General features: G+C 34.6%; 27 protein-coding genes and 1 riboswitch. Of the genes, 22 read left to right on the top strand and 5 right to left on the bottom strand.

Features of this window, described 5'->3' with window-relative positions; translation table 11 throughout:
* Positions 1–25 precede the first annotated feature (25 nt).
* Entirely contained in the window at positions 26–760 is a 735-nt protein-coding gene (locus tag NST60_RS03305; protein ID WP_169188267.1) for an MBL fold metallo-hydrolase, read from the top strand.
* A 279-nt stretch (positions 761–1,039) separates the two neighbouring features.
* Here the strand turns inward: NST60_RS03305 and NST60_RS03300 are convergent, their stop codons facing one another.
* Positions 1,040–1,513 carry a GNAT family N-acetyltransferase gene (locus NST60_RS03300; RefSeq protein WP_169188268.1) on the bottom strand — a complete coding sequence of 158 codons (474 nt, stop codon included), beginning with the start codon at positions 1,511–1,513 and terminating at the stop codon, positions 1,040–1,042.
* 124 nt (positions 1,514–1,637) lie between these two features.
* Between NST60_RS03300 and NST60_RS03295 the strand changes: the two genes are divergently transcribed.
* The 11 genes from NST60_RS03295 to NST60_RS03250 all read left to right on the top strand — a co-directional run bounded on the left by NST60_RS03295 (position 1,638) and on the right by NST60_RS03250 (position 10,143).
* On the top strand, positions 1,638–3,083 hold the full coding sequence (locus tag NST60_RS03295; RefSeq protein WP_224427532.1) for an amidase family protein: 1,446 nt from the start codon (positions 1,638–1,640) through the stop codon (positions 3,081–3,083).
* A 288-nt stretch (positions 3,084–3,371) separates the two neighbouring features.
* The gene (locus tag NST60_RS03290) at positions 3,372–3,746 is read left to right on the top strand and encodes a hypothetical protein (RefSeq protein ID WP_016200793.1); all 375 of its coding nucleotides are present in this window, start codon (positions 3,372–3,374) and stop codon (positions 3,744–3,746) included.
* A gap of 57 nt (positions 3,747–3,803) precedes the next feature.
* Complete coding sequence (locus NST60_RS03285) at positions 3,804–4,502, top strand: SDR family oxidoreductase (protein ID WP_016200794.1); 699 nt, start codon at positions 3,804–3,806, stop codon at positions 4,500–4,502.
* A 186-nt stretch (positions 4,503–4,688) separates the two neighbouring features.
* Complete coding sequence (locus NST60_RS03280; protein ID WP_016200795.1) at positions 4,689–5,543, top strand: GNAT family N-acetyltransferase; 855 nt, start codon at positions 4,689–4,691, stop codon at positions 5,541–5,543.
* Between the two features lie 166 nt (positions 5,544–5,709).
* On the top strand, positions 5,710–6,600 hold the full coding sequence (locus tag NST60_RS03275; RefSeq protein WP_341098150.1) for a CPBP family intramembrane glutamic endopeptidase: 891 nt from the start codon (positions 5,710–5,712) through the stop codon (positions 6,598–6,600).
* 107 nt (positions 6,601–6,707) lie between these two features.
* A riboswitch (PreQ1 riboswitch) is annotated at positions 6,708–6,750 on the top strand.
* A 35-nt stretch (positions 6,751–6,785) separates the two neighbouring features.
* Entirely contained in the window at positions 6,786–7,463 is a 678-nt protein-coding gene (gene queC, locus NST60_RS03270) for a 7-cyano-7-deazaguanine synthase QueC (RefSeq protein WP_263479765.1), read from the top strand.
* A 4-nt stretch (positions 7,464–7,467) separates the two neighbouring features.
* A complete protein-coding gene (queD, locus tag NST60_RS03265; protein ID WP_254414886.1) occupies positions 7,468–7,950 on the top strand; it encodes a 6-carboxytetrahydropterin synthase QueD in 483 nt (160 codons plus the stop codon).
* Positions 7,943–8,671, top strand: a complete 729-nt coding sequence (queE, locus tag NST60_RS03260) for a 7-carboxy-7-deazaguanine synthase QueE (protein WP_254414887.1) — start codon at positions 7,943–7,945, stop codon at positions 8,669–8,671. The genes queD and queE overlap by 8 nt, the downstream gene beginning before the upstream one ends.
* Before the next feature lie 32 nt (positions 8,672–8,703).
* Complete coding sequence (gene folE / locus NST60_RS03255) at positions 8,704–9,267, top strand: GTP cyclohydrolase I FolE (protein ID WP_169188272.1); 564 nt, start codon at positions 8,704–8,706, stop codon at positions 9,265–9,267.
* A gap of 56 nt (positions 9,268–9,323) precedes the next feature.
* Positions 9,324–9,461, top strand: coding sequence for a sigma factor-like helix-turn-helix DNA-binding protein (locus NST60_RS26725; protein ID WP_445304404.1), 138 nt, complete (start codon positions 9,324–9,326; stop codon positions 9,459–9,461).
* On the top strand, positions 9,451–10,143 hold the full coding sequence (locus NST60_RS03250) for a hypothetical protein (protein WP_341098148.1): 693 nt from the start codon (positions 9,451–9,453) through the stop codon (positions 10,141–10,143). Before NST60_RS26725 ends, NST60_RS03250 begins: the two co-directional genes overlap by 11 nt.
* A 46-nt stretch (positions 10,144–10,189) precedes the next feature.
* On the opposite strand, the gene NST60_RS03245 is transcribed toward NST60_RS03250, so the two are convergent.
* Entirely contained in the window at positions 10,190–11,581 is a 1,392-nt protein-coding gene (locus NST60_RS03245) for an L-cystine transporter (protein ID WP_016200803.1), read from the bottom strand.
* Between the two features lie 193 nt (positions 11,582–11,774).
* On the opposite strand from NST60_RS03245, the gene NST60_RS03240 reads away from it, so the two are divergent.
* Positions 11,775–12,254, top strand: coding sequence for a methylated-DNA--[protein]-cysteine S-methyltransferase (locus NST60_RS03240; protein ID WP_341098146.1), 480 nt, complete (start codon positions 11,775–11,777; stop codon positions 12,252–12,254).
* Positions 12,255–12,881: 627 nt separating this feature from the next.
* On the top strand, positions 12,882–13,127 hold the full coding sequence (locus tag NST60_RS03235; RefSeq protein ID WP_016200805.1) for a DUF1450 domain-containing protein: 246 nt from the start codon (positions 12,882–12,884) through the stop codon (positions 13,125–13,127).
* Positions 13,128–13,218: 91 nt separating this feature from the next.
* On the opposite strand, the gene NST60_RS03230 is transcribed toward NST60_RS03235, so the two are convergent.
* Positions 13,219–13,875 carry a helix-turn-helix transcriptional regulator gene (locus NST60_RS03230; RefSeq protein WP_016200806.1) on the bottom strand — a complete coding sequence of 219 codons (657 nt, stop codon included), beginning with the start codon at positions 13,873–13,875 and terminating at the stop codon, positions 13,219–13,221.
* A gap of 388 nt (positions 13,876–14,263) precedes the next feature.
* Here NST60_RS03230 and NST60_RS03225 point away from each other — a divergent pair, with 388 nt between their 5' ends.
* The 3 genes from NST60_RS03225 (at position 14,264) to NST60_RS03215 (ending at position 17,193) form a co-directional block, all read left to right on the top strand.
* Complete coding sequence (locus NST60_RS03225) at positions 14,264–15,493, top strand: IS110 family transposase (protein WP_100525939.1); 1,230 nt, start codon at positions 14,264–14,266, stop codon at positions 15,491–15,493.
* Between the two features lie 506 nt (positions 15,494–15,999).
* Positions 16,000–16,614, top strand: a complete 615-nt coding sequence (locus NST60_RS03220) for a superoxide dismutase (protein ID WP_101730150.1) — start codon at positions 16,000–16,002, stop codon at positions 16,612–16,614.
* Between the two features lie 54 nt (positions 16,615–16,668).
* Complete coding sequence (locus NST60_RS03215) at positions 16,669–17,193, top strand: NADPH-dependent FMN reductase (RefSeq protein WP_016200809.1); 525 nt, start codon at positions 16,669–16,671, stop codon at positions 17,191–17,193.
* Between the two features lie 24 nt (positions 17,194–17,217).
* Here NST60_RS03215 and NST60_RS03210 read toward each other — a convergent pair whose 3' ends face one another.
* Complete coding sequence (locus tag NST60_RS03210) at positions 17,218–18,840, bottom strand: response regulator transcription factor (protein WP_341098143.1); 1,623 nt, start codon at positions 18,838–18,840, stop codon at positions 17,218–17,220.
* Positions 18,841–18,843: 3 nt separating this feature from the next.
* Positions 18,844–20,550 carry a sensor histidine kinase gene (locus tag NST60_RS03205; RefSeq protein ID WP_341098142.1) on the bottom strand — a complete coding sequence of 569 codons (1,707 nt, stop codon included), beginning with the start codon at positions 20,548–20,550 and terminating at the stop codon, positions 18,844–18,846.
* 238 nt (positions 20,551–20,788) lie between these two features.
* On the opposite strand from NST60_RS03205, the gene NST60_RS03200 reads away from it, so the two are divergent.
* The 5 genes from NST60_RS03200 (at position 20,789) to NST60_RS03180 (ending at position 26,116) form a co-directional block, all read left to right on the top strand.
* The gene (locus NST60_RS03200; protein WP_205835594.1) at positions 20,789–21,751 is read left to right on the top strand and encodes an ABC transporter permease; all 963 of its coding nucleotides are present in this window, start codon (positions 20,789–20,791) and stop codon (positions 21,749–21,751) included.
* Between the two features lie 16 nt (positions 21,752–21,767).
* Positions 21,768–22,688, top strand: coding sequence for a carbohydrate ABC transporter permease (locus NST60_RS03195; protein ID WP_235678810.1), 921 nt, complete (start codon positions 21,768–21,770; stop codon positions 22,686–22,688).
* A gap of 17 nt (positions 22,689–22,705) precedes the next feature.
* Entirely contained in the window at positions 22,706–24,247 is a 1,542-nt protein-coding gene (locus NST60_RS03190) for an extracellular solute-binding protein (protein ID WP_169188277.1), read from the top strand.
* Between the two features lie 163 nt (positions 24,248–24,410).
* The gene (locus tag NST60_RS03185; RefSeq protein WP_016200814.1) at positions 24,411–25,052 is read left to right on the top strand and encodes a YesL family protein; all 642 of its coding nucleotides are present in this window, start codon (positions 24,411–24,413) and stop codon (positions 25,050–25,052) included.
* The gene (locus NST60_RS03180) at positions 25,052–26,116 is read left to right on the top strand and encodes a Gfo/Idh/MocA family protein (protein ID WP_169188278.1); all 1,065 of its coding nucleotides are present in this window, start codon (positions 25,052–25,054) and stop codon (positions 26,114–26,116) included. The genes NST60_RS03185 and NST60_RS03180 overlap by 1 nt, the downstream gene beginning before the upstream one ends.
* The last annotated feature ends 97 nt before the right edge of the window (positions 26,117–26,213 follow it).

Raw genomic sequence — 26,213 nt, 5'->3', positions numbered from 1 at the left:
TTCGAAAGGATAGGTGGATAGAAAAATGAAAATTACCTTTTTAGGAAAATACGGAGGATATCCAGGCAAGGACAGTGCTACTTCTTCATTTTTATTAGAGTCTAATGGATTTCATTTATTGGTTGATTGTGGGAGTGGGGTGTTATCAAAAGTTCAATCATATGTCGATTTAAAAGATTTAGATGCATGCATTCTTTCCCACTATCATCATGACCATATCGCTGATGTGGGAGTTCTGCAATATGCTATGCTAGTTGAGACAAAACTCGGAAACCGAACAAAACCTTTCCCAATCTATGGGCATAAAAGAGATGCTAAGTTTGACGAATTAACCAATGATATTTATACAGAAGGACGGGAAATTTCAGTAGGAAAAACGTCTAACATAGGACCATTCAGCCTATCTTTTTGTGAAACGATTCATCCTGCCTATTGTTTGGCTATGAAAATACAGGCAAGTGGCCAAACCATTCTTTACACCGCAGATACCGAGTGGAAGGATGATTTAGTTGTGTTTGCAAAAAATGCGGATGTTCTAATAAGTGAAGCAAGCATTTATAAAGAACAATTCGGTATAGTTAAAGGACATCTAACTGGAGAGGAAGCCGGAAAACTTGCTGAACAAACGGGTGTAAAGCAACTCCTTTTAACCCATCTTCCCCATTATGGTGAACAAGAAAAACTTGTGGAAGAAGCAAAACAAGGGTATAGTGGTCCCGTTCAGTTGGTAAATCCCGGTATGGTAATAGACCTTAAATAACTTCAAATAATAAGACTGGGATAGAACAAAATATATAATAGATAAAGACGAACAATCTCTCATTTTAGTAGCGAAACCAGCTCGTTCCATCATTTTTTTAAAAGAAAATATAATGAGTAGGAAATACAAAGCGAAGTGTATTCAATCTGTGGGTGATCACCACAAACCTTCTTTCTTAAAATGAATAAAACCCCAAACAATTATACGGAATTTTCTTAGCATGTACGTATAATCGTTCGGGGTTATTTGGTTGAAAATACTTGTGTCCCGGCTTCCTTTTCATGCTATCGAACAGGTATAAATCATTTTAACAAATTCAAATTCTCCTCCATTTGTCGACTGCATAAATGTCGTTGTCTCTTTAAAACCTGCTTTCTTATATACTTTGATGGCCCGAGTGTTGAAAGTTGCGACAGCCAAAGAGATAAAGGCTGGGGAATACCGTTCTTTTATATAATTGATTCCAGTTGTTAAAAATGTATATCCATTCCCCTGACCTGTTAAATCAGGTCTAAGACCAAGTCCTATATTAATTGTATTATTTTCTTCTTGATATATACTGAAAAAACCAATGAGCTGCTTTTTTTCAGTAACAGCATAAATAGAGTTATTTCTTTTATTATTATCAAGAAATTCTGCTAAATCTTCTTCATCCGCCTCCATATCATAAAAAGCATACTTTCCATCATAATGCCAGTTATAAGCTATTTCTTCTGCTTGTTCTTGTGTGATAGGTTGGAGTGTATAGGTCATTTTTTTCTCCCTTTTTTATAAAATTATACTATATCAAAACATTGTGATAAAACGAAAAATTTCTTCTTCTCTGAACAATTGGAACAAGCTATACTTAAGAAAATGAGAAGGGGGTAGAAGGGACATGAAAATTGATAATCGAATTCCCTTTAATATAGAAGAAGCAACAATTTTAGAAGTGCAAAAGGCACTTGATTCGGGTGTTATTACTTCATGGGAACTGACAAAGCAATATTTAGAGCGAATAGCTGCGTATGATTCTACATTATGCTCTATTAGAGAAATTAATCCTGATGCATTAGAGATTGCAGCAGAACTAGATAAAAAAAGACAGGAAATCAATCAAATTGGACCACTTTATGGTATTCCTGTTATTATTAAGGACAATATTGATACGAAGGATGCGATGGCTACAACTGCCGGCTCGATTGCATTGGAAAATAATTTTGCAAAAGAAGATGCTTTTATTGTCAAAAAGCTAAGAGAGGCAGGAGCGATTATTATTGGAAAGGCAAATCTTTCAGAATTTGCTAATTTTATTACTGAATTAGATATGCCCAACGGCTATAGCTCATTAGGTGGCCAAGTAATGAATCCATATGGTCCTGCTGTATGGGATGTTGGTGGTTCAAGTTCTGGCACTGGCGCAAGCATTGCCGCCAATTTTGCTGTTGTTGGGATAGGGACAGAAACGTCTGGATCTATTCTTAGTCCTGCTAGCAATAATTCCCTTGTCGGAATTAAACCAACCCTTGGTCTTGTTAGCCGTTCCGGCATTATTCCGCTCGCACATAGTCAGGATACGGCGGGGCCAATGACGAGAACAGTTTGTGATGCTGCTATTCTTTTAGGAATAATTGCAGGTGTAGACGAAGCAGATGAAGTGACTAAAACATGTGAAGGGCAGCCGAGTGATTATACAACATTTTTAAAAACGGACGGTCTTAAAGGAAAAAGAATTGGCGTTGATCGTTCCTTCTTGCCTGAAGAGGAAGACGAAGTTGTGTTGTTTAATGCAGCATTGGAAGAATTAACAAAGCAAGGAGCTATTCTGCTTGATGTGACAATTCCTCGAGAAAAGTTTGAGTCGATCGTTCTCTATCATGAGTTTAAGCATGGTATAAATAACTACTTACATAAACTTTCAGAGGAAGTTCCCGTTCATTCATTAAGTGAAGTAATTGCATTTAATAAACAACATTTGGATGCTGTTAAGTATGGGCAAACAATTCTTGAATACTGCCAAACGTTAAACGGAGATTTGGACGATCCAAAATACAAGAAACACCGAGAAAAGGATATTAGACTTTCGGCAACAGAAGGAATCGATGTGGCAATGGAAGAATATCAATTGGATGGCTTAGTGTTTGCGAAATATTTAGGATGTGAGATGCCTGCAAAAGCAGGATATCCATCTATTACTGTTCCAGCAGGATATACACCCAAAGGAAAGCCTATGGGAATCACCTTCTCAGGATTAGCCTATAGTGAACCTAGATTAATTGAAATGGCATTTAGTTATGAACAAGCGACAAACCTTCGCATTCCACCTGAATTAAATAAGGAATAACAAAAAAGTAGCTTAAGGAAGCAGTGTGCCAAAAGTACATGGCTTTCTTAAGCATAAGCTAAAGAGTAGGACAATATATTAATAGAAATATTTGTTCTTATTTAATATGTCTATACAGTTTGTCCTAGATTGATTTTCAGATATAAGCTATAATAAAACAAAAAGAAAGCTCTTACATTTGACTGGCACAACCCATAAGTAGCTATTGAAACAGCTGCTAGTAGCCATTTTTGTACTAGTGTTTGTTAGCAAAATAGTAGGAATTCATGTTTTGAGGAGGAAAAGGAATTGTCTTTAACACGTGTGCTGGTAGGGATTTTTAAAAGTTTTGAAGAGACGAAGGAACAGCCTAAAGTTCCTGAATTAAAGACACGCTATTATAAAAAAAGTCGTGATCGATTAATGGAAACGGTAAAAACCGTGATAGAAAGAAAAATGACGAATTGGGAATTGAAAAAAATCGATACGGATCGTGGCGAAATTGTCCTAAGTAAGGGATCGAGTTTAATGATTATTACGGTTTATAAGATGGCCGGAATGCAATCTGCAATTGATGTTTATTGTTCAAAGGAAGGGGCTTTAGGAGATTTCGGATCCAGCTATAAATATATTCAGCAATTTTTTAAAGCGCTTCATACAGAGATTCAGCCAGAGAAAGGATAAGAATCCATCAGCTGCAAATACATTTAGTTGTTGTGAAAAGGAATAGGAGTGTAGTGAATGAAAATTATTCTTACAGGAGCTAATCGGGGATTGGGGATTCATCTAGTCAAAACGGCTTTGGAACGAGGCCATACTGTGCTTGCAGGTGTGCGAACAATACAAGAGGATTCCCCTATTAATCTATTGAAAAAACAATATCCAGATAAAGTATATACATATTTCCTTGATGTAACGAACGAGGAATCTGTTGCAACTGCAGCTAAATTAGCAGCAGAGGATGTCGGTTCTATCGATGGAATTATTAATAATGCCGGAGTTTTGACAGAGCGGGGAAAAATAATCGAAGAGCTAGACTTTGAAAATGTGAAGTTCACAATGGATGTTAATGTATTAGGACCAATGAGAGTAATGAAACATTTTCTACCACTCTTATATAAAGGGAAGAAGAAAACGATTATTAATATTTCTTCTGAAGCTGGTAGTATTCATAATGCTTATGGTGGTGATTTTCCCTATGGCATTTCGAAAGCTGCGCTGAACATGTTTAGTGTACAATTATCAAGATATGTGAAAGAAAAGGATATTGCTGTACATGCTGTCCATCCTGGTTGGATCAAAACGGATATGGGCGGCGAAAATGCTACAGGCTATCCAGAAGAATCAGCAAATGGCATACTAGATATTCTAGAAGGAAAGATAGAAGCAAAAAGTGAACTAGGATTTATTGATTTTAAAGGACAAGAAATGAAAATTTAGCTAGAAATGTGTTTAGGGAAAGAATCAGACTTTTGTGCACCACGCAAAAAGTTTCTGATTCTTTTCTATATAAAAAGAAAATCTTCCTTCTCAGTAAAAGAAAAAAATCCCCATGGATGGAAATTTCCATTATAATAGAAATATTATTTATAATATTCTGTTGATTTATTGAGGAAGGAGTAACTAATGAAAAAGGAAGAGGTAGTAACAAGGCAGCAGTTAAATCAATTACATATCGGAGACTTGCTATCCTTAGCCACGATCGTTGGTTGGGATTATGATAGAGAGGAAATACAAACTTTGCTCGCTTCAGGGAGTGTTTATGGACATGTAAATATCGATAAGATGGTTATATCCTGTGCGGCCATTATTCCTTATGGAGCTAAATTAGCCTCGATCGGCATGGTTATTGTCCATCCAGACTATCGAGGAAGAGGATTAGCGAAAGAGCTATTGATTCAGTGTATGAGCCAAGTAACACAAAATACCGCACTTATGTTAATTGCTACAAAAGAAGGTAGACCTGTATATGAAAAATTAGGCTTTAAAGAATATAGTCATGTGACAAAGCTTCTAGGGGAAGGAAAAATATTTGAGGTAGCATCGGATGGTTATTCCATTAGTCCGTTAAACAAAACTGATATAAAAGAAATGATGGAGTTAGACGAAGTGGCATTTGGAAGTGGGAGAGAACTATTTCTAAAAAATAGGATAAAGCAGGCAAAGGATACACTTGTGCTAAAGGAACAAGGCATAATTGTTGGATATGCTCTTGCTGTTAAAAAACCTGCTAATCTCGTACTTGGTCCAGTAGTTGCTCAAAATGATAAACAAGCGATGCTCCTTATTCAAACAATAATTGCGACCAATAAGGGAAGTATACGAATAGATGTATTAGATGGGAAGACATCATTAATGAAAGAATTAGAGACAGTAGGATTTCAAGTAAACGATCGTCCCCCGGTAATGGTCAAGAATCTTGAAGCATTTCCAAAAAGAAATAATAGCTTATATGCAATTGCGGCACAGGCTTATGGATGAATAATGTATGCTTATTTTAGATTTTTCTATATTAAGGGGAATCTTTTTTCTATGATATGAATAGTAGAAAAATATTGAATTAGAGTATATATTGTCCAAAAAGAAATAGATATAATGAATAGAGGAAAAAATTCTATGAATATATTGTGAAGAAAAGAGGAGGAAAATGATGTATAAAAATAAAATGGGGAAAGTGAGGTCGGGCTGGATTATTTTGTTAGCTATAACAGCTACAATGATAGCGCAAATGATTCTTTCAGCCCCAGGTATGATTATCGCCGTAATTATTGAATCACAAATTCATCCTAATATTTCGGATGAAATGATTGATCAGGTTTTAGATAGTTCTCCGCTATCTCTCTTGTCTCAAGGTTTAGGATTAATCGGTGGTATCGCAATCTTGTTTCTTTTATGGAAGTTTGTTAATAAGAAGAGAATTTCAGAAATGGGATTTAAAAGGTTTTCTCCAGATTTTATTACTGGTTTAGGACTTGGTGCAGTGTCTATCGTCTTTATTTTTTTAATTCTATTATTCACCAAAAATATAGAGATGGCTAATTCTTTTGCTTCACCAGATTTTTCTGCCTACACGCTATCTTATCTTCTGTTTTTTATTTTAGTAGGGTTTTCAGAGGAACTAACATTTAGAGGCTACATTATGACAACACTTGCAGATAACGGTAACTCTAAGACGGTCGTGTATATCGTTTCCTCGCTTATTTTTGGTGTGGCACATTTATTAAATCCGAATGTGGCGGTTCTTGGAATTATTAATATTTTTCTTGTTGGGCTCCTGTTTGCTTATATGTATGATAAGACGAAAAGCCTATGGATGCCAATTGGTTACCATATAACGTGGAATTATTTTCAAGGAAATGTGTTTGGTTTTCCAGTTAGTGGTACTACTCCGCACGGTCTTTATGGAATCGATGTGTCCATGGGAAATAATTGGCTAACGGGCGGTTCTTTTGGCCTGGAAGGCGGTTTACTAGCTACTTTAATGATTGTTCTAGGTTTTGTTGTTACTAATCTATATACAAAGAAAAGAGTGATGTAATTCATATAAGTTTTGTTTAGCGAAAAAATAATATTCTCATAGAATAATTGTCGAATATGCGATATAATAAGTCGAGCTAAAACAATAGCATAGTAAAATCCGTTTCTACGGTGGAGGTTCTAGCTACCCTCTTTAAAAAACTAAGAAAAACAGGACTGCTTTCTTAGTAGTGCTGTTTTTTCTATATGAAGGAGATTTTAGAAATGAAAAACGAAAAAGCGGTTGTTGTATTTAGTGGTGGTCAAGATAGCACTACTTGTTTATTTTGGGCGATGAAAAACTTCAAAGAAGTAGTGGCTGTCACGTTTGACTATAACCAAAGGCATATTACAGAGATTGAATGTGCGAAGAAGATTACTGAAGAACTTGGCATTAAACATCATATTCTTGATATGTCGCTACTAAATCAGCTTGCGCCAAATGCTTTAACAAGGGAAGATATTGCGGTAGAAGAAGGTAAGGATGGCGCATTGCCTTCCACATTTGTTCCAGGACGTAATTTATTGTTTATGTCATTTGCAGGTGTATTAGCAAGTCAAATACAAGCAAAACATATCGTAACTGGCGTTTGTGAGACAGATTTTAGTGGATATCCGGACTGTCGTGACATCTTTATTAAGTCATTGAATGTAACGTTAAATCTTTCAATGGACAATCAATTTGTTATTCATACTCCACTAATGTGGTTAAATAAAGCAGAGACATGGGGACTCGCAGATCAACTGAATGCGTTCGATTTTGTTCGTGAAAAGACATTGACATGCTATAACGGAATTGTTGCAGATGGCTGTGGGGAATGTCCAGCTTGTAAGTTGCGCAAAAAGGGCTTAGATGATTATTTAGCTGGTCGAAAGGGGGTATAATAGGATGCATGACTTTCGAGTAGTAGATAAACTGCAAAAATTTGGGGAAGATATTTCTTCAAAGCAATTAAAATATCATCATAAGCGTGTGATGGTTAGTAAAGAGTTTACCTTTGATGCAGCACATCATTTGCATGCCTACGAAGGGAAATGCATGAATCTGCATGGACATACGTACAAGGTTGTTTTTGGAATTAGTGGCTATTTAGATGACCGCGGATTAATGATAGATTTTGGCGATATTAAAAAGATTTGGAAAAGCGACATTGAAATTTACTTGGATCATCGCTATTTAAATGAGACACTTCCACCAATGAATACTACAGCAGAGAATATTGTTTATTGGATTTTCAAAAAAATGGAAGAAGCCTTGAACAAAGATGAGATGAAACAAGTAGATAATGGGGCAAGAGTGGAATTTGTTCGCCTCTATGAAACTCCTACTAGTTTTGCAGAAATGAAAAGGGAGTGGATGGAGTATGAGTAAAGTACCTGTAATGGAGATATTCGGACCAACGATTCAAGGAGAGGGAATGGTCATTGGCCAAAAAACGATGTTTGTCAGAACAGCAGGCTGCGATTATTCTTGTGCTTGGTGTGATTCTGCCTTTACATGGGATGGCAGCGGCAAGGGACTAATCAAGCAAATGCAGGCAGAAGAGATTTGGCAGGAGCTAGTGCAATTAGGCGGCGATGGTTTTTCTCATGTCACCCTTTCTGGAGGAAACCCAGCCCTATTGAAAAATCTTTCGTATTTGGTTGATTTTTTAAAGGAAAAGGAAATAAAAATAGGACTTGAAACCCAGGGAAGTAAATGGCAGGATTGGTTTGTAGATATCGATGAATTGACTATTTCACCAAAACCACCAAGTTCTAAAATGAATACTGATTTTGACATATTAGATTCGATTATGCAAAGATTAAGAGATGCAAATCGAAGTAATCATATTAGTCTAAAAGTCGTTGTATTTTCAGATGAAGATTATGACTATGCCAAGAAAGTGCATCTGCGTTATTCAGATATTCCTTTTTTTCTGCAAGTCGGTAATGAAGATAACAAAACGACTGATAACATTCAATTAGTAGAGCAATTATTGACTAAGTATAAGTGGTTGATTGGTAAAACAATGCTTGATCATAAGTTCAAAAATGTAAAGGTACTCCCACAGCTACATACGTATATTTGGGGAAATAAGCGTGGCGTGTAGATAATCTGGAAGGCATTTAGGAGGATTTTGGAATGAGTAAAATTAATACTCCTCAAATAGAGGAGGCAATTCGTTTATTATTAGAAGCGGTTGGAGAAGATCCAAATAGAGAAGGATTATTGGATACTCCAAAACGTGTAGCAAAAATGTATGAAGAAGTTTTTTCAGGTCTTACAATCGATCCAAAAGAATATTTTGAAACCATTTTCCATGAAGACCATGAAGAACTTGTATTAGTAAAAGATATTCCTTTTTACTCTATGTGTGAGCATCATTTAGTTCCTTTCTATGGAAAAGCACATGTAGCCTATATTCCTAAAGGAGGAAGGGTTGCAGGATTAAGTAAGCTTGCAAGAGCAATAGAGGCAGTTTCGAAACGCCCGCAGCTGCAAGAACGAATTACATCCACTGTAGCAGATACAATGATGGAAACTTTAGAGCCTCATGGAGTGATGATCGTGGTAGAAGCAGAACATATGTGTATGACAATGCGTGGAGTGAAAAAGCCAGGTGCTAAAACAGTTACTTCTGCTGTTCGTGGTGTTTTCCAAACAGACAGTGACAAGCGAGCAGAAGTATTTGCGATGATAAAATAAGATGAACTATTGAGAAAGGTTAAAAAATCCTGTGAGAGCAGGATTTTTTTTATTAAATTTACTTACCATTTTTTAGAGAAATTGCTAAATTGCTTTCTATTAAATTAGGAACAGTTAAATCAAGAATATATCGTGCAAAACAAAAAATGTATCGACAGTATCAATCAGGAGGTGAAAGTAGAGTTGAAGAATAATCAAGAAGATGAAAGATTAAAGGCGCAGTTAGAGAAGGAGTATAACTCTATTAAAATACCTAGTGGACTAAAAGAAGAATTGTGGACACAGATTTCTACAACACGAAAAAAAAGGAGGATTTATTCAAAAATTTTTCCTTTTATGGCTGTAGCTACGTTTATCATTATATTAATTCCGCTTGGGTTAAGTTTAATTTCTTCTGATTCGGCACGAAATCCAAGTGATAGTATAGCAGCGAAAGAAGAAGCGGATATAAGAACAATAGAAGCTGTTATAAAAAATAACTTTACGGGACCTGACGAGAAATGGTTAAGATTAATGAATAATATGAGTTCGGTAGAAGAGGGAGAAATAAAGGGATTAAGCGAATATGAAGAGGGCTTATATAAAGAGTATTTTGCAAGTGATAGAGCGTATGTTGAATACGTTTCAAGATATGGGTCCGTAGTATGGAATGAACCTGCGAGATATCATTACACTTTAAGAGTATTGGAAATTAATTGTGAAAAGACCAGTTCTGATGAGATTATATATAATTTTTCTGCAAAAATAGAGTACCGTAAACAGGACAGCAGTACAGCAGAAGTTGGAACAATTACTGGGCAAGCAAATTTAAATGAAGAACACAAAATAGAAGTAATGTTAATTAATTATTTTGATCTTATTAATGAATTTGAGTGAATACACTAAAAAAGCAAAGCACCTTAGGAGGAGCTTTGCTTTTCTATTACGCAATATTCTCAGCAGTATCCACTTCATTTGAATGATACTGTTTCGTATCTAATTCACCAAGTGTTTTACTTGTTACGACACCAGAAACCATAGATCCACTTACGTTTAGAGCAGTACGACCCATATCAATTAATGGTTCAACGGAGATTAATACCCCAGCTAAAGCAACTGGTAAGTTTAAAGTAGACAGAACAATTAATGTTGCAAAAGTTGCTCCACCACCAACTCCAGCTACCCCGAAAGAACTAATCATGACAACAATAATCAATGTTGCAATAAAAGAAGGGGATAGAGGGTTAATGCCTTGGGTTGGTGCAATCATGACTGCAAGCATTGCAGGATAGATTCCAGCGCAGCCGTTTTGCCCTATGGATACCCCAAAGGATGCAGAAAAGTTAGCAATCGATTCAGGTACACCTAATTTATTCTTCTGTGCCTCAATGTTTAATGGCATTGTTCCTGCACTTGTACGTGATGTGAATGCAAATGTCAGAACTGGCCAAACTTTTTTAAGATATTGTTTTGGACTAAGTCCCATAACAGCAAGGATTATTAAATGAACAATAAACATGGCAATTAATGCTACATAGGAAGCAATAACAAATTTACCTAGCTTCACAATCGCATCAAAGTTGCTTCCCGCAACAGTCTTCGCCATTAGTGCAAGTATTCCATATGGAGTTAGTCGTAGCACTAATGTAACTATTCGCATAACAACTGTATGTAAAGCTTCAACAATCTTTTGGAAAAATGCAGCTTGCTCAGGATTTTTTCTTCTAATTCCTAAGAATGCAACCCCAACAAATGCTGCGAAAATAACTACTGCGATAGTAGAAGTTGGTCTTGCCCCTGTTAAATCTTGAAATGGGTTCGCAGGTAAAAAGCTCAGGATTTTTTGTGGTACAGTTGTGCTTTGTACTTCTCCTAAAGTTTCTTCTAATTGTTGTCCGCGAAGAATTTCGGCATCGCCAGCATTTACATCAATAGCCTTTAAGTCAAAGCCAGCTGTTGCTGCAATCCCAATTCCAGCAGAAATAGCTGTAGTGATTAATAATGTTCCGATTACAAGACCACTGATTTTACCAAGGTTTGCTGATTTTTCAAGCTTTGTGAATGCAGCGACAATGGAGATAAAAACTAGTGGCATAACGATCATTTGCAATAGTTTTACGTATCCGCTTCCGACTAATCCAAACCAATCATTTGTAACAGTGATTACTTCAGAACTTGGTTCATAAAATAACTGTAAGATTGCCCCGAATAAAACACCAAGTCCTAACCCTGTAAAGACGCGTTTAGAAAAGGAAATATGTTTCTTTTGCATGTAGAAAAGAACACTAAGCAAAATAAGTAAGATAAGAATGTTTAATATAGCGAAAAAGTTCAATGCTAAGTCCTCCTTTAAAATTGTAATTCCTATAGGTTAAATAGGAATTAAGTAAATTCTTTAAAAGACTAACACTATTTTACTAATTTGTAAACAATAATTTGAAAAATAAACAAAGGGAAATTTAATGAAGCAACAATATTTGTTTTTCTGTTAAAATAAAGAGCAAATAAGCGTTTTATGGGGGAATAGGATGTTTACAATTGATTACCAATCTCCAATTGGAGTAATAGAGATAAGCGGGACGGATAAAGCTGTTTATTCTATTTTGTTTTCGGAAAAAGAGTTACCAGAAAATAAGATAGATGATCAGACACCAATTGTTTTAGTTACATGTTTCAATGAGTTAGATGCCTATTTTAGTGGGAAATATTTTGATTTTTCTTTTCCAATTGAAATGGAAGGAACTCCTTTTCAAAAGCAAGTATGGAATGCATTAACTACTATATCTTATGCCGCAACCGGATCCTATAAGGATATTGCTAACAACATCGGTAACGAAAAGGCAGTGAGAGCAGTTGGAAGTGCCAATGGAAAAAACAAGCTATGCATAATTATTCCATGTCACCGAATAATCGGTGCCAATGGAACGTTAACTGGGTATGCGGGTGGCTTATGGAGAAAAGAGTGGCTGCTTAGACATGAGCAAAAATGGAAAATGGCAATAAGGTAATTTTGGAAAAGCAGAAAATCCTTTTTATAAAAGATTTTCTGCTTTTCATTAGAACTTAAAAAAGCTCCTTTATAGTATCAGCTCCACCTACGCTGTATACAATGATAACCACTAATGTTATCCAACCTAATTTACATTATATTTGAAAACGATTTCAAAATCAAACATTGTGAATCGGTGAACTAATTGTCCGAATATTATTATTTTTTAGGGTGATATTTCCAATAATATTTAAAAAGGATATTTTCTATTTCTTTTTTGGAAGATAATAGAAGAATTATCCATTGAACAAATAATATTAATGCAAAAACTCCTTCTGTAGATGATCATGAACCTGTTATTACATTACATTTCAGCTACAAAGGAGTATTTTTATTTTTCATGGAAGAAAAGTTTACTAGGTCAGTTGAGTGCTTCTTTACTTGCTTTTTTAGGTGGAAAATGATTAAATGTATATACTTGTTTTTTATACTTTATGGTATAAAAAACTCAATAAATAATTATTTTCGTATATTGTAAAAGGAATCGTCTATGAAAATGATTCAGTATTTTACCTATAAATAAGAACCATACTTAATTCGATATAGATAGTTTAAGAAATAATCAATCGAGGGGAGGAACACAAAAGTGGGCATTGTAGTGGTAGAAATTTGCGATGGAAGTTTGATTACAGCAATAAATTTAGAAGAAATAATAGAATCTAAATATCCAGAAGTTGCCGTGATTGAAAGTAGCTGTCTTTCATTTTGTGGAATGTGTGCGAAACGGCCTTACGCAATTGTTAACGGAAAAAGAATATTTGCGAAAACTACAGAAGAATGTCTTCAACTAATTATGAAACAAATTGAAGCTGAATTAGCTGTTTTTGCATAATAGTAATAGAAAAAAGGGAAGTCTTAAGAATCATTTTCTTTAAGACTTCCCTTTTTTCTATTATTACTACTTAGCTTGCAATAAATAGCTGTTATACCTCTACTAAGGAAGAAGCAGGTTGTGGAACAAACTTCACTAAAAACTTACAGTGATTATCTCCTTCCGTTCTGCAGCATGTTCTAGCAACATCATTTGTGCCGAGAACTTTTTTCAGCATTTCTGTCTCACATCGACAGGCAATCTTAAACTCCTTAGCAACTTCTAAGATGGGGCAATTATATTCTGTTATTTCAAAAGTATAGTCGTCCACTTGTGATAAATCAGCCATATAGCCTTTTTCATTTTGAATAGTAACCATTTCCTGCATTTTCTCAGAAGGTTTTTTGTCTTCCATGCGAGAAATATGCTCTTTTGTTAGACGTTCTTCCCGTTTATTAAATAACTGTTGCACTGAATCTTCTCCATATAGTTCTTTTACATCATGTAATAAATCGATGCTAATTCCTTCATAGCTTTTTGGAAAAAAATATTCTGCTCTTTCCGCCAATGTAAAGCTTTGAATAGGGCGTCCCATTGGTTGTTTTACTAGTTCGGATTGAATCAAATCATCTTTTTCTAATATCGTTAAGTGCTTTCGCACGGCCATATGTGTTATTTGCAGACGATCAGTAAAATCGTTTACGGTTAAGGAACCTTCTTTTTTGAGAAGATGAAGAATTTTATCTTTTGTCGTTTTTGTATTAACCATTATAAACCTCCATTCTATTTCAGTGGAGAGAAAAATTATAAATAAAGGCTACTTTATTTTCCAATTAATTCTTTTTGTCTATAGAAAAAACAATAACCTTTTAGAAAAACTCTCATGGCGGCGTTACCCGCCGCCACCGTCTATCATGAAAACTTGCTCCTATCCCATGATAGAAAGTCTAAACCACTTAACACCTGACCATAATTAATAGTACAATACGACCAGTCCGAAGACTGTTTGGTGGATCAATACAAGTTGATACCCCGTTAGAAAAACTGGTTGTGACAGTTTAAAAGAACCGTCTAATGTGTTTATAAACACGAATACAAAAATTTTGTATGATGACTTCTGTCGCTTGTATTGTATTAAAAATCTTTGAGGTGATTATATGGAAGCTATGATTGAACGGTGTGCAGGCCTAGATGTACACCAAGAAACAGTAGTTGCTTGTGTTTTATTTGGTTCATTAGATAAAAAACCAAATAAAGAGATTCAAACCTTTCCAACAACCACAAGTGGCCTTTTGGCACTTAGCGACTGGCTATCCTCACACAAAATAACGGATGCTGTAATGGAAAGTACCGGTGTATATTGGAAGCCCGTTTGGAATGTTATAGAATGTGACTTCCAATTAATCCTCGCCAATGCCCAACATGTTAAAAATGTTCCCGGAAGGAAAACAGACGTAAAAGATGCGGAGTGGTTAGCTAAACTTTTGCGTTCTGGACTAATTGAAAAAAATTTTGTACCGCCCAAAGAAATTCGTGATTTGCGAGATTTAACCCGGTATCGTAAAAAACTCATCCATACACGAACTTCTGAGCGCAATCGAATCCACAAAATTCTACAGGATGCAAATATTAAACTAACTTCTGTTTTATCTGACATTTTTGGTGTCACTGGTTGTCGCATTATTGAAGCCCTAATAAACGGCGAAAAAATAGGTGTGTTTGAACTTCAACAAATGGTTGATTCAAGAGTTAAGGCGAGCACAACAGATATTGCAGAAGCCCTTAACGGTGGAATACGTAAACATCATATTGATATGTTACGTTTCCATTGGGACCATATCAATCACATCGATGAAACAATCGAAAAAGTAGTTGAACGCATAGACCAAGCGCTTATTCCTTATCAAGAGGAGTGCGAACTACTAGATACCATACCGGGTGTGGATAAAAATGCATCCGCAATCTTTATAGCTGAAATGGGTGTAGACATGTCAGTATTTAAAAGTTCTAAACATCTAGCCTCATGGGCTGGAGTGAGTCCAGGAAATTATGAGAGTGCCGGTAAAAAAAAAACAGGTAAAACTCAGTACGGAAACAAATCATTAAGAACCACCGCTGTTGAATGTTCCATGGCTACAGATAGACAGTATAATCGCATATCTGCACATAGAAAAAGAATTATGAAACGACAAGGAAAATCGAAAGCACGGATCGCTTCCGCTCATTTAATCCTAACAATTGCTTACAATATTTTAAAAACAAGGCAACCATATCAGGAACTAGGCCCTGATTATGTTGATCTCGAACAAAGTAAAGAACAAAAAATGATTCAATACTTAAAAAGGAAAGGGTATCGTATTGAACCCACTAATGAACAAATTGCTTAATGAATAACAAAAGCACTATATTTAATCATTCCTAGCCTTTTAAAAAAGTTCAAATTTAGAAGGTTCAGCTTAGTGTTGCCTTTTACCTAAAGAGTTTTCATACAAAAGTAAAGAACAAAAAATGATTCAATACTTAAAAAGGAAAGGGTATCGTATTGAACCCACTAATGAACAAATTGCTTAATGAATAACAAAAGCACTATATTTAATCATTCCTAGCCTTTTAAAAAAGTTCAAATTTAGAAGGTTCAGCTTAGTGTTGCCTTTTACCTAAAGAGTTTTCATACAAACAGCCTAAATAAAAGTGTAGAGAAATTAATTATACCAGAAAGTATAAAATGTTGAAAGTAGTTACTTTGTACAAGATTGCTTGCATAGAATTAAATTAGTTTTGTGATAAAATATCCAAAATTTGAAATAAAGTAATTGATTTTTTTTTATTAATGGGTTAATGTTTAATTATACTTTTTAAACCAATAAGTATAAAAAATTGGAGGAATTACAAAATGACTACATATTCATTACCAGCTTTACCATACGAATTTAATGCTTTAGAACCTCAGATTGATCAGAAAACAATGGAAATTCACTATGGAAAACATCATCAAACATACGTAAACAATTTAAATGCTGCTCTTGAAGGGCAAGATGCATTACAAGGAAAAACTCTAGAAGAACTATTAAGCGATCTTAATGAAGTACCAGAACAAATTAGAACAGCTGTAAGAAATAATGGAGGTGGTCATTTAAACCATTCCTTATTTTGGGAGGTTATTGCACCATCTACAGGTACGAATGCTCCTTCTGGTGAATTAGCAGAAGCGATCAATAAAGCATTTGGTAGCTATGATGAATTTAAACAACAATTTACTGTAGCTGCTACTACTAGATTTGGATCTGGATGGGCGTGGCTAGTTGTTGACCAAGAAGGCAATTTAAAAGTAACAAGCACACCAAATCAAGATAATCCAATTATGGATGGAGAACGTGCTATCTTAGGATTAGATGTATGGGAGCATGCCTACTATTTAAATTACCAAAACAGAAGACCTGAATACATTTCCAATTTCTTCTCTATCATTAATTGGAGTATAGTTGCTGATAAATTTGCAAATAATTAATAAGTTTGTTGAAGATAAAGTGTTTCATGCTTATCTTTAAGCTTGGAGGATAATATGAAGCTTGTAGGGATTTCCGGCTCGTTAATTGGTTCGAAAACTGCCAAGGCAGTAAATGAAGTTTTAGTTGCTGCAAAATCGCTTGATCCAGCGATTCAAGTGGAATTGATCGATTTAAGAGAGTATGAGATGGAATTTGTTAATGGTGCACCATTAAGCTATTATAATGATGATACAATTAAAATAGTAAACACTATTTTAGGCGCGGATGCTCTAGTTATTGGAACGCCTGTCTATCAAGCTTCCATTACAGGTGTTTTAAAAAATCTCTTTGATCATCTTCCAGTTGATGCGTTCAAATCAAAAGTAACGGGGATGGTTATCACAGGTGGGACAGATAAACATTTTCTTGTGATGGAATATCAATTAAAGCCAATACTGACGTATTTTAAAGGATTAGTTACCGTACAAAATGTATTTGTGCACAATGACTATTTTGATGATGAGAACGAAATTACAGATTTAGATGCTAAAAAGCGAATGGCTAAATTAGCTGAGGAAATTATTTATTTAAAACGCTAGACTTAAATAAAGCCTCTCCCTTACTTAAAGGGTGGAGGCTTTTTCTTTGCGCCGATATTCATAGGGCGTGTAGTTTGTTTCTTTTTTAAAAAGTTTAGTAAAGTAGGAGTAATTCCCGTAACCAACTTTATCGGAGATAATATGTACTGGTAATGTAGTTTGAATGAGTAAATCCTTAGCGATATCTACTCTTTTTTTGATGATATAGTTTACAAGCGAGAGTCCTTTTTCTTTCTTGAAAATTCTCGCAATATAATCTGGGCTTAAATACACAATTTTTGCAATGCTATCTCTTGTAATATTTTCTTGATAATGTTCATCAATATAATCACAAATTGTATTCACAACAGATTTTTGAGAATAAATGAAATCTAAATAATGAAGCGAGACATCTATTAAGTAGGTAATATAAATCATCATATCATCGATTGAACGTAATGATTGCGTTTGTAATAAGTTATTTGTATTTCCATCAAACAACTTATGAGCAAGCACCTCCTTCTTTTTTAAGTAGGTAAACAATAATTGAGTGATGTCTAAACGGAAATTGCATAAAACACTGAGGTTAAGATTATTTTTCTCTTTTAAGTGAACTAAATATTGTCTGCATTTGTTTAGAAAACTTTGTTTATTACCGTTTTGAAGATACTTTTCTAGAATGGCTAAATTAGGTTCTCCATATTTATATGTTTTCTTTTCATAAGATAGAAAGTAATGAACCGTGTTTCTAAAATCAATCGTATCCTCGCTTTTTTGCTGCAGTTGTTTTACTGCTGTATGAATTTTAACTAAAGTGGTTGAATACCCAATACTAAATTGGGTATCTATTAACAAATCATGCTTAAGTGTCTGGATTAAGTTCTCGCATAATGGAACTAATGGTGGATACTCTAAATGCACCCCGTTATTTCTTAAAAGAAGGACATACTTTTCTTTATTAATATCTAATCCGACTACGCTTTCTAAAGTAAAGGTAGTATCTTTAAAGGTGGAATTTAAATGGGCGATCAATTTGGAGACCAGTTTTTCGTCTATTTCTAAAATAGCAGGGCTATTTTCTTTAAACGAAATATTATATGGAAATATATTTAATAGAATAGGCAAAAAGCTGTCATCTATGGAATAATTCAAATGATTTTTTAATAATTGTTCTTCAAGTTCTGCTTTAAGCCATTCTTGATTTCTTATATAGGAACTCCAAAAATGATCCACTAGTTTTTGTTTATTTTGCTGCCAATACTGACCTACTTGGATAGCTTTTTCACTTTGCTGAGTAATTTTCACCTTTTTAATCGCTTTCAAAATACTAAACTCTAATTTATCGATTTCAATCGGTTTTAAATAGTATTCAAAGCTTTGGAGCTCAATGGCTTTTTGAGCATAATGAAAATCAGCAAAGTTTGTTAAAAAAATCGTTTGGATCGTATACCCTTCTTGACGGGCCCATGCTAATAATTCAAGACCGCTACCGTATGGCATTTCTATATCTGAAATTAGCAAGTGAATATTTTGTTTAATAAAAACATTTTTTGCTTGGCGAATATTATGAGCAGTATAAACGTGTTCAATCCCTAAATTTCCCCAATCAACTTTTTCTTTCAATAATTTAACAACAAATCGATCATCATCTACTATTAAGACATTCATTGATTATTCCTCCATTAATTGTGTTGGGATAACTAATTCAACAATAGCTCCATCATTCATTCCGTTTGAAAAGGAGATGGAAAAACTGTTTCCATAAAGCATTTGAAGCCTTTGGATGGCATTATTTATTCCGATTTGTTTGCCATTAGCTGCTGATATGGGTAGTTGGTTTTGGAGCTTATCCAAAATATCAGGTGGATAACCAGGACCATTATCTTTTATCGTAATGTTCAATTTTTGCTCGTCTTTTGCAGGGGTAATGCTTAGTGAAATAATTAGTGTCTCCTCATAATTTATATCAGAAAATCCATGTTTGATGCTATTTTCAATAAAAGTTTGCAGAATCAACGGTGGTATTTGCATTTCCTCTATGTTTAGTCGAATGGATGTTTTATATTGAAAGGTTGGTCCATGCAATAATTGTTGAATGGCAAGATAATCGCGAATATGATCGAGTTCTTTTTTTAACGAAACAAAGTGGTGATTTGTTTGAAAAAGGTACCGAAAATAACGGGATGTAGCAATCGACATCTTCTTGATTTCAGTAAACATCTGCATTTCCGCCATACTATGAATACTTGATAAACAATTGATATAAAAATGAGGCTTAATTTGTAATCGTAAAAAGTCCATCTCTATTCTTTTCTTTTCAAGCTCCTGCTCATAAATATTAATTTTTAATTTTTTTATTTCTTGAATTAAGTTTTTGAATTGTGTATTAGCTTGCTCGAGTTCGATAATGCTATTACTTTCGAAGTTTATCATATTCCTATTATTGTTTATCTCAGACAGATTTTTAGAAAACTTTTGAATAGGAAAGATCAAGCGATTTTTAATATAGAGCAGAATGAAAAATAAGATGATGCTAATAACAATGGTTGCCAAAATTAAGATTACTTGAGTGATGACCACATGTTTAAATGCCCCAAAATGGTCTACGTTTATTTGTAAACTAAACGGCAGTAATATATTTTTTTCTTGAAATAGTAACTTGCTTGTAAAAAAGTGATAGGAAGCCGTTTCCTCTTCTCCCATTTGTTGATTGGTTGTTAAAATTGTTTTTCCCTCTTGTTTTATAACGATCGAACCATTACTCCCTAAATTAAAGCTATTTAACGGTTTTAAAAGATCTTCAGCAGAAACTAAACAAACAAAAATCCGATTCTCATAGCTTACTAGATGATAAAAATAAAAGGTTTCGTTTATTTTTATCGCTTTCCATGTGCTAAATATTTCATATGTATGTAAGGAGTCGTTTTGAGAAAAAAAGTAATTCTTTACTTGAAGATAATCTTGATAAGGTAGTTTTATAGGCGATGCATTGGAAAAAAAAGATCCCTCTTTTAGACCAAGAAAGAACTGATATTCTTTTCCTATCGAGTATTGAAAGTCATTTACTCTCGTTCGAAAATTAGTTAAATTTTGCGGAAATTTATCCATTCCCATATTCTCTTCCATTTCTTCAATCAATGGTTCGTGCACTACTGTCCAAATCATAAAGTGGTCTACAGCATTTAAATTAGAGCGAACATTTTCTATATAAAGGTTTACGGTATTGGTAATGGTATCAATGCTTTGTTTCCTTGTAATAGAGAGAGTTAACATACTAATCAACATATTGATTAGTAAGATAATTACTATAATGATTAAAAGTACTTTTAGATAATAATTTATGGAACGCGATGGGTTCTTATCAATGGAACGTATCATTTACTCATCTCCAATGCTTATTTTCATTATATAAAGTTAACAGACTATTTCTAGCAGTATTCCGTCTAGAAAAAGGGGAAGTAGCAGAAATACAACGGAATACTGCTATTACTGCGTCTGAATAGAAAAGCAATGATAAAAATCTGTCCTTTTTAGTATTACTTTAGGTCGGCATAGCTCTATTTTTATTGAATGCGCTTTCATATAATGATTATATCAAATAAAGGAGGTGGAAGAATTGAAAAGTACGATCGCTACAGAAAAAAACACGCAAATCACACCTGATTTCCCAAATAAGCTAAGACATATAAAACAGATGAAAAAAAGTCTTCCATTATATGTGTTACTTCTGCCTACTCTCATTCTATTAATTTGTTTTACGTATATTCCGATGTATGGAATTATCATGGCGTTTAAGGATTATTCCCCAGCGCTTGGGATTTGGAATAGTCCATGGGTGGGAATGAAGCATTTTATTCAATATTTTCATTCCTATCAATTTGGTTTAACGGTAAAAAATACCCTATATATTAGTTTGTACAGTCTTCTAGTAGGGTTTCCACTTCCAATAGCTTTAGCGATTCTCTGTAATCAAATGCGGATTGGAATGTTTAAAAAGTTTTTTCAGGTTACGACATATTTGCCACATTTTATTTCAACGATGGTAATGTGTGGAATGATATTAATTTTTTTATCACCAAGCACAGGATTAATAGCTAATTTTTTATCGTTATTTGGGATGGAAATGCCGAATCTTTTATCGAAACCAACGCTTTTCAGTAGTGTATATGTATGGAGTGATGTATGGCAACATTTAGGATGGGATAGTATTATTTTTCTGGCCGCATTATCAGCAATTGACCCAACCTATTATGAGGCTGCAACGATGGATGGGGCAAGTCGACTGCAGAAAATTATTCATATAGACTTACCACTTATCATGCCTACTGCTATGATTTTATTAATCTTGCGTGCTGGAAGCCTTTTAAGTGTAGGTTTTGAAAAAGTCTTATTATTGCAAAATCCATTGAATTTAACTGGAAGTGAGGTCATTTCAACCTATGTCTATAAGGTTGGGATGCAAAACTTTCAATATAGTTTATCAACAGCCATTGGTCTATTTAATACGGTAGTCAATGTTATCATTTTACTTCTTGTGAATTGGTTATCGAAGAAACTAACAAAAACAAGTTTATTATAGAAGGGAGGCATTAGAATTGGAAGGAGCACTTATTCAAAAATTCAATAAGAAATCAAAAAGGAAAAAAAGTTGGAATGATCGCTTGTTTGACATAGCTGTTTATACGATTGCTATCTTAATGATTTTAATGATTGTCTATCCTTTATGGTTTATTATTATCGCTTCCTTTAGTAATCCAACTGACGTTACCAATGGAAACGTATGGTTTTGGCCGAAGGAGTGGAAGTTGGATGGATATATGGAATTATTTAAACAGGAAATTATTTGGAGATCTTATTTAAATACGATCATTTATACAGTTGTGGGAACGATTATCGCTTTAATCGTCAATATTCCTGCAGGCTATGCTTTATCAAGGGCTGATTTATTCGGAAAAAAGTGGCTGGCTATTTTTATTCTTATCCCAATGTTTGTAAGTGGAGGATTGGTACCAACTTATCTAGTCGTAAAAGGGTTTGGATTGCTTGATACTTTTTGGGTAATGGTACTACCTTTTGCTGTGTCCTCCTTTCATATAATCATTGCTAGAACATTTTTTAAAAATAGTATACCAGATACATTGTGGGAGGCAGCTCAAATTGATGGCTGTGGAACAATCCGGTATTTTCTAACGATCGTACTACCGTTGTCAAAAGCAATTTTAGCTGTAATTGGTTTATGGACTGCCGTTGGTATTTGGAATTCATGGTTTAATGCATTGATTTATATTTCTAATGAAGATTTACAGCCGCTTCAATTAGTTTTGAGAAGAATTCTAATTTCTAATGAGTCATTGCTTGGCACTGCATCCGGAGAACTTGCATCGGAATTAAGAAGATTATCTGAAATGATGAAGTATGCAGCGATTGTTGTATCAACTGCACCGATTATGTGCTTATATCCATTTTTGCAGAAATATTTTAACCAAGGTGTCATGGTTGGTTCCATTAAAGAGTAATAGAAAGGGGAATTGTAATGTTAAAGAGAAGCTGGAAAGGGTTATGGAGTGTAGTTTTAGCAAGTAGTTTAATTGTTGGCTGCAGTAATGCTAACACGAACACAAAAGAAAAGGAAGATGGAGAATACAAAATTGCAACCGTTCGCTGGTCAGATTGGGGCGATGATTTTCTTAAAGGATTTGTAGAAGATACGGAAAAAGAAGCTGGAATTAAAGTAGATTGGGATATTTACTTAAATTCAGAATGGGGAGATAAAAAATCAGTCCTGATGGCGGGAGGAGATTTACCAGATGCTTTTTGGGGATCGTTGGCTTTAAGTGATGGAGACATTGCCCAAAACCAAAGTTTATTCATTCCGTTAGAGGATTTAATCGCAGAACATATGCCAAATTTAATGGCGGCATTTGAGAAAGAGCCAGCGTTACGTGCTCTAGTTACTTCGCCAGATGGCCATATTTATAGTTTGCCTAAAAAATTGCCTTTAAGACCATTAACGGGAAATCAATTATTTATTAATCAAAAATGGTTAGATAATTTAGGCTTAGAAATGCCAGATACGTATGAAGATTTTTATAATGTTCTCAAGGCATTTAAGGAAAAGGATGCAAATGGAAATGGGGATTTGAATGATGAAATTCCTTATGGAGGGAATATTTATGGGTTTATATTGCCATTTGGCGTAACAAAGGGCAATGATAAAGCGGGCTTAATGACTTTAAAAGATGGAAAGCCATCTTACATTCCTACACAAGAAGAATACAAAGAGGGGATTGCGTGGATGCATCAAGCGTACAAAGATGGTTTAATCGATCAAGAACTGTTTACGCAAGATGACTCTATGGCAGAGGCAAAGCGCAAAGATGAAAATGATGCATTAGTGGGTGTCGCTTTTGGTTGGACCCCGGATGCTGTATTTGGTCCAAATGCAGAGGAATATGTACCGCTTGCGCCTCTTAAAGGTCCGGATGGAGAAAGATACGTAATTTCCGATACGGAAACATATGCAAGAAATGAATTACTTATTACAACTCAAGCTAAGGATCCAGCAAAATTATTACAATGGGCAGATAAATTTTATACAGAGGATGCCAGTATTCAAACCTTTTATGGGTCATTTGGTATTGGGGTAGAAAAGAAGGATGATGGAACGTATCAAGTATTGAATGCGCCAGAAGGTGAATCAGCAGATATATTTGCATGGACAAATTCATTCCGTGACTTCGGTCCTAAGTATATTGAAGCTGGGTTTAATGAAAAGGTAACTTTGCCAACAGATAGTGGCGATGGATTGAAGCTAGAATTAGATAAAAAAATAAGTGAATACGCAAGAGAACAATTTCCAACAGTTAGCTTTACAGCAGAAGAAATGCAGCGTTTAAATACATTGAATGTAGACTTAAGTTCGTATGTAAATTCGATGCAATCGAAGTGGGTTGTTGAGGGCGGCATAGAAAAAGATTGGGATGACTATATAAGTCAACTAAAGAAAATGGGATTCGATGAGTTTATGGAAATCCAAAATACTGCATTTAACCGCTATCAAGAATCATTAAAGTAGGAAGTAAGAAGTACAGCAGTCAGATTAGAGCTTATATTCTGGCTGTTGTTTCTTTATCTCACTCTTAACGGACAGAAAGAACGCTGGATCCTGGTGTGGAAAATTGAGAGAACTAGAAGTAAAAAGTATGTTACTTAATTAGAAAATGGCAGGTGAATGAAATATGGGTTCATTCTTTCAACTCGAAGGTCCCATCGGCAGGAATTTAGCTAGAATCGTAGATGTTCTTTTGCTGAATCTTATTTTTATCCTTTTTTCTCTTCCAGTTGTGACGATAGGTGCTTCGCTTACAGCTTTGTATACAGTTAGTTTTAAGATGGCAAGAGGAGAAGATCCATCAGTTTGGAGAAACTTTACCAAAGCATTTAAAAAGAATTTAAAACAAAGTTCGTTGGTTTGGTTTCTCTTGATAGGAATTGCTGTTATTCTACTTGGAGATATTTATTATCTTGTCTACGCACATGGAATTTGGAAAGTCATTTTTATGAGCCTGACACTTTTCTTTGGCTTTTTATACCTTACATTATTGCTAATTATTTTTCCCTATATAGCTAGATTTGAGGATTCAATAAAAACAGCGATTCTAAATTCTTTATTGATGGGAGGTTTTCATTTTCCATATCTTTTTCTGTTAATCCTAATTAATGCAGTGCCTATTGTATTCTTTTTATCATCTTTTACTGGGTTTTTGACAGGAGTCTATTTTATTACTTTCGGTGGATTTTCCATTTTAGCTTTTGTAAATTCATTTATATTTAAAAGGATTTTTTCAAAATATGAAATTAAAAAAGGAGAAGAAGCGTGATGGAACCAATACGTATAGGTTTAATTGGAGTTGGTGGGATGGCCCAATCTCATATAAGGGGATTACAAAATGTCGGAACGTTTAAAATAAAGGCAATCTGTGATGTGAATAACTTAACCCTACAAAAAGTCGGCGAGCAATTAGCTATTAAATCAGAAAACCAATATAGAGATTTCCGGAAGTTAATTGATTCTCAAAAAGTAGATGCTGTTGTTTCGATCACACCAAATAATGTGCATGCACCTATTTTGGCATATTGTATGGAAAAGAATATGCCGATCTTGACAGAAAAGCCATTTACATTGGATTATGCGGAAGCTATACAACTTGCTGAAAAATATAAGAAACACCCTATTCCTTGTATGGTAGGGTTTAGTTATCGATATACACCTGCATTTCGATTTGTAAAGGCATTACTGGATAAAGGAGAAATCGGTCAAGTAAGGAGTTTTTCCATTCAGTATTTGCAAGGCTGGGGAGCGCCTCCTTATGATACTCCTTATGTTTGGCGTTTTAATCCTACAGTCACAGGAACAGGAGTATTAGGTGATTTAGGTTCTCATATGATTGATATGGCCCATTATTTATTTGGTCCATTTCAAGAAGTATCAGCTAAAATGGAAAGTTTTATTACAAAAAGGAGAAGTGAACAATCAAATGAATGGAAGGAATTCGTTATTGATGACTTTGCGTGTTTTCAGGCTAGGATGGAAACGGGCATAGTTGGTACGTTTCAGACTACAAGAAATGCTATAGGCTCAGGGAATCAGCATGAAGTGTCCATTTATGGTGATAAAGGAACTATCCATGCAAGTACAAAGGAAGAAAACATCGTGCATTTGATCTATTTCGATGAAAAAACGGCTGAACTTGTGGAGAAAAAAATGCATGTTCCTAAAACGGCATACTTGACCGAATGGGAAGATTTCGCCAAAATGCTAAAAGGTGAGGTAGGATTAGGTTTTCCAGATTTTCAGGCAGGTGTCCTGAATCAACAAGTTTTAGAAGCTATTATCGAGTCCAGTAAGCAACCAGGAAAAATGATATCTGCTTTAGAAAGCTGAAGAGACTAGTATTTGTTTAATTCTCCTGATAACGGATATAATAACTAAGCACAAATCTACATACATCTTTATTCGATTAGAAGGAGAATTTATTTAT

The sequence above is a fragment of the Niallia sp. FSL W8-1348 genome (genome assembly GCF_038006745.1).
Classification (GTDB): domain Bacteria; phylum Bacillota; class Bacilli; order Bacillales; family Cytobacillaceae; genus Niallia; species Niallia alba.
Note: the sequence above shows the minus strand (reverse complement) of the source record. Positions and strands in the feature narration are given on the sequence as shown.

What these genes read in the sequence shown, in the direction of transcription:
- NST60_RS03305 (WP_169188267.1), top strand. Translation starts at nt 26, where the DNA reads ATGAAAATTACCTTTTTAGGAAAATACGGAGGATATCCAGGCAAGGAC.
- NST60_RS03300 (WP_169188268.1), bottom strand. Translation starts at nt 1,513, where the DNA reads ATGACCTATACACTCCAACCTATCACACAAGAACAAGCAGAAGAAATA.
- NST60_RS03295 (WP_224427532.1), top strand. Translation starts at nt 1,638, where the DNA reads ATGAAAATTGATAATCGAATTCCCTTTAATATAGAAGAAGCAACAATT.
- NST60_RS03285 (WP_016200794.1), top strand. Translation starts at nt 3,804, where the DNA reads ATGAAAATTATTCTTACAGGAGCTAATCGGGGATTGGGGATTCATCTA.
- NST60_RS03280 (WP_016200795.1), top strand. Translation starts at nt 4,689, where the DNA reads ATGAAAAAGGAAGAGGTAGTAACAAGGCAGCAGTTAAATCAATTACAT.
- NST60_RS03275 (WP_341098150.1), top strand. Translation starts at nt 5,710, where the DNA reads ATGATGTATAAAAATAAAATGGGGAAAGTGAGGTCGGGCTGGATTATT.
- queC (WP_263479765.1), top strand. Translation starts at nt 6,786, where the DNA reads ATGAAGGAGATTTTAGAAATGAAAAACGAAAAAGCGGTTGTTGTATTT.
- queD (WP_254414886.1), top strand. Translation starts at nt 7,468, where the DNA reads ATGCATGACTTTCGAGTAGTAGATAAACTGCAAAAATTTGGGGAAGAT.
- queE (WP_254414887.1), top strand. Translation starts at nt 7,943, where the DNA reads ATGAGTAAAGTACCTGTAATGGAGATATTCGGACCAACGATTCAAGGA.
- folE (WP_169188272.1), top strand. Translation starts at nt 8,704, where the DNA reads ATGAGTAAAATTAATACTCCTCAAATAGAGGAGGCAATTCGTTTATTA.
- NST60_RS03240 (WP_341098146.1), top strand. Translation starts at nt 11,775, where the DNA reads ATGTTTACAATTGATTACCAATCTCCAATTGGAGTAATAGAGATAAGC.
- NST60_RS03230 (WP_016200806.1), bottom strand. Translation starts at nt 13,875, where the DNA reads ATGGTTAATACAAAAACGACAAAAGATAAAATTCTTCATCTTCTCAAA.
- NST60_RS03225 (WP_100525939.1), top strand. Translation starts at nt 14,264, where the DNA reads ATGGAAGCTATGATTGAACGGTGTGCAGGCCTAGATGTACACCAAGAA.
- NST60_RS03220 (WP_101730150.1), top strand. Translation starts at nt 16,000, where the DNA reads ATGACTACATATTCATTACCAGCTTTACCATACGAATTTAATGCTTTA.
- NST60_RS03215 (WP_016200809.1), top strand. Translation starts at nt 16,669, where the DNA reads ATGAAGCTTGTAGGGATTTCCGGCTCGTTAATTGGTTCGAAAACTGCC.
- NST60_RS03210 (WP_341098143.1), bottom strand. Translation starts at nt 18,840, where the DNA reads ATGAATGTCTTAATAGTAGATGATGATCGATTTGTTGTTAAATTATTG.
- NST60_RS03205 (WP_341098142.1), bottom strand. Translation starts at nt 20,550, where the DNA reads ATGATACGTTCCATTGATAAGAACCCATCGCGTTCCATAAATTATTAT.
- NST60_RS03190 (WP_169188277.1), top strand. Translation starts at nt 22,706, where the DNA reads ATGTTAAAGAGAAGCTGGAAAGGGTTATGGAGTGTAGTTTTAGCAAGT.
- NST60_RS03185 (WP_016200814.1), top strand. Translation starts at nt 24,411, where the DNA reads ATGGGTTCATTCTTTCAACTCGAAGGTCCCATCGGCAGGAATTTAGCT.
- NST60_RS03180 (WP_169188278.1), top strand. Translation starts at nt 25,052, where the DNA reads ATGGAACCAATACGTATAGGTTTAATTGGAGTTGGTGGGATGGCCCAA.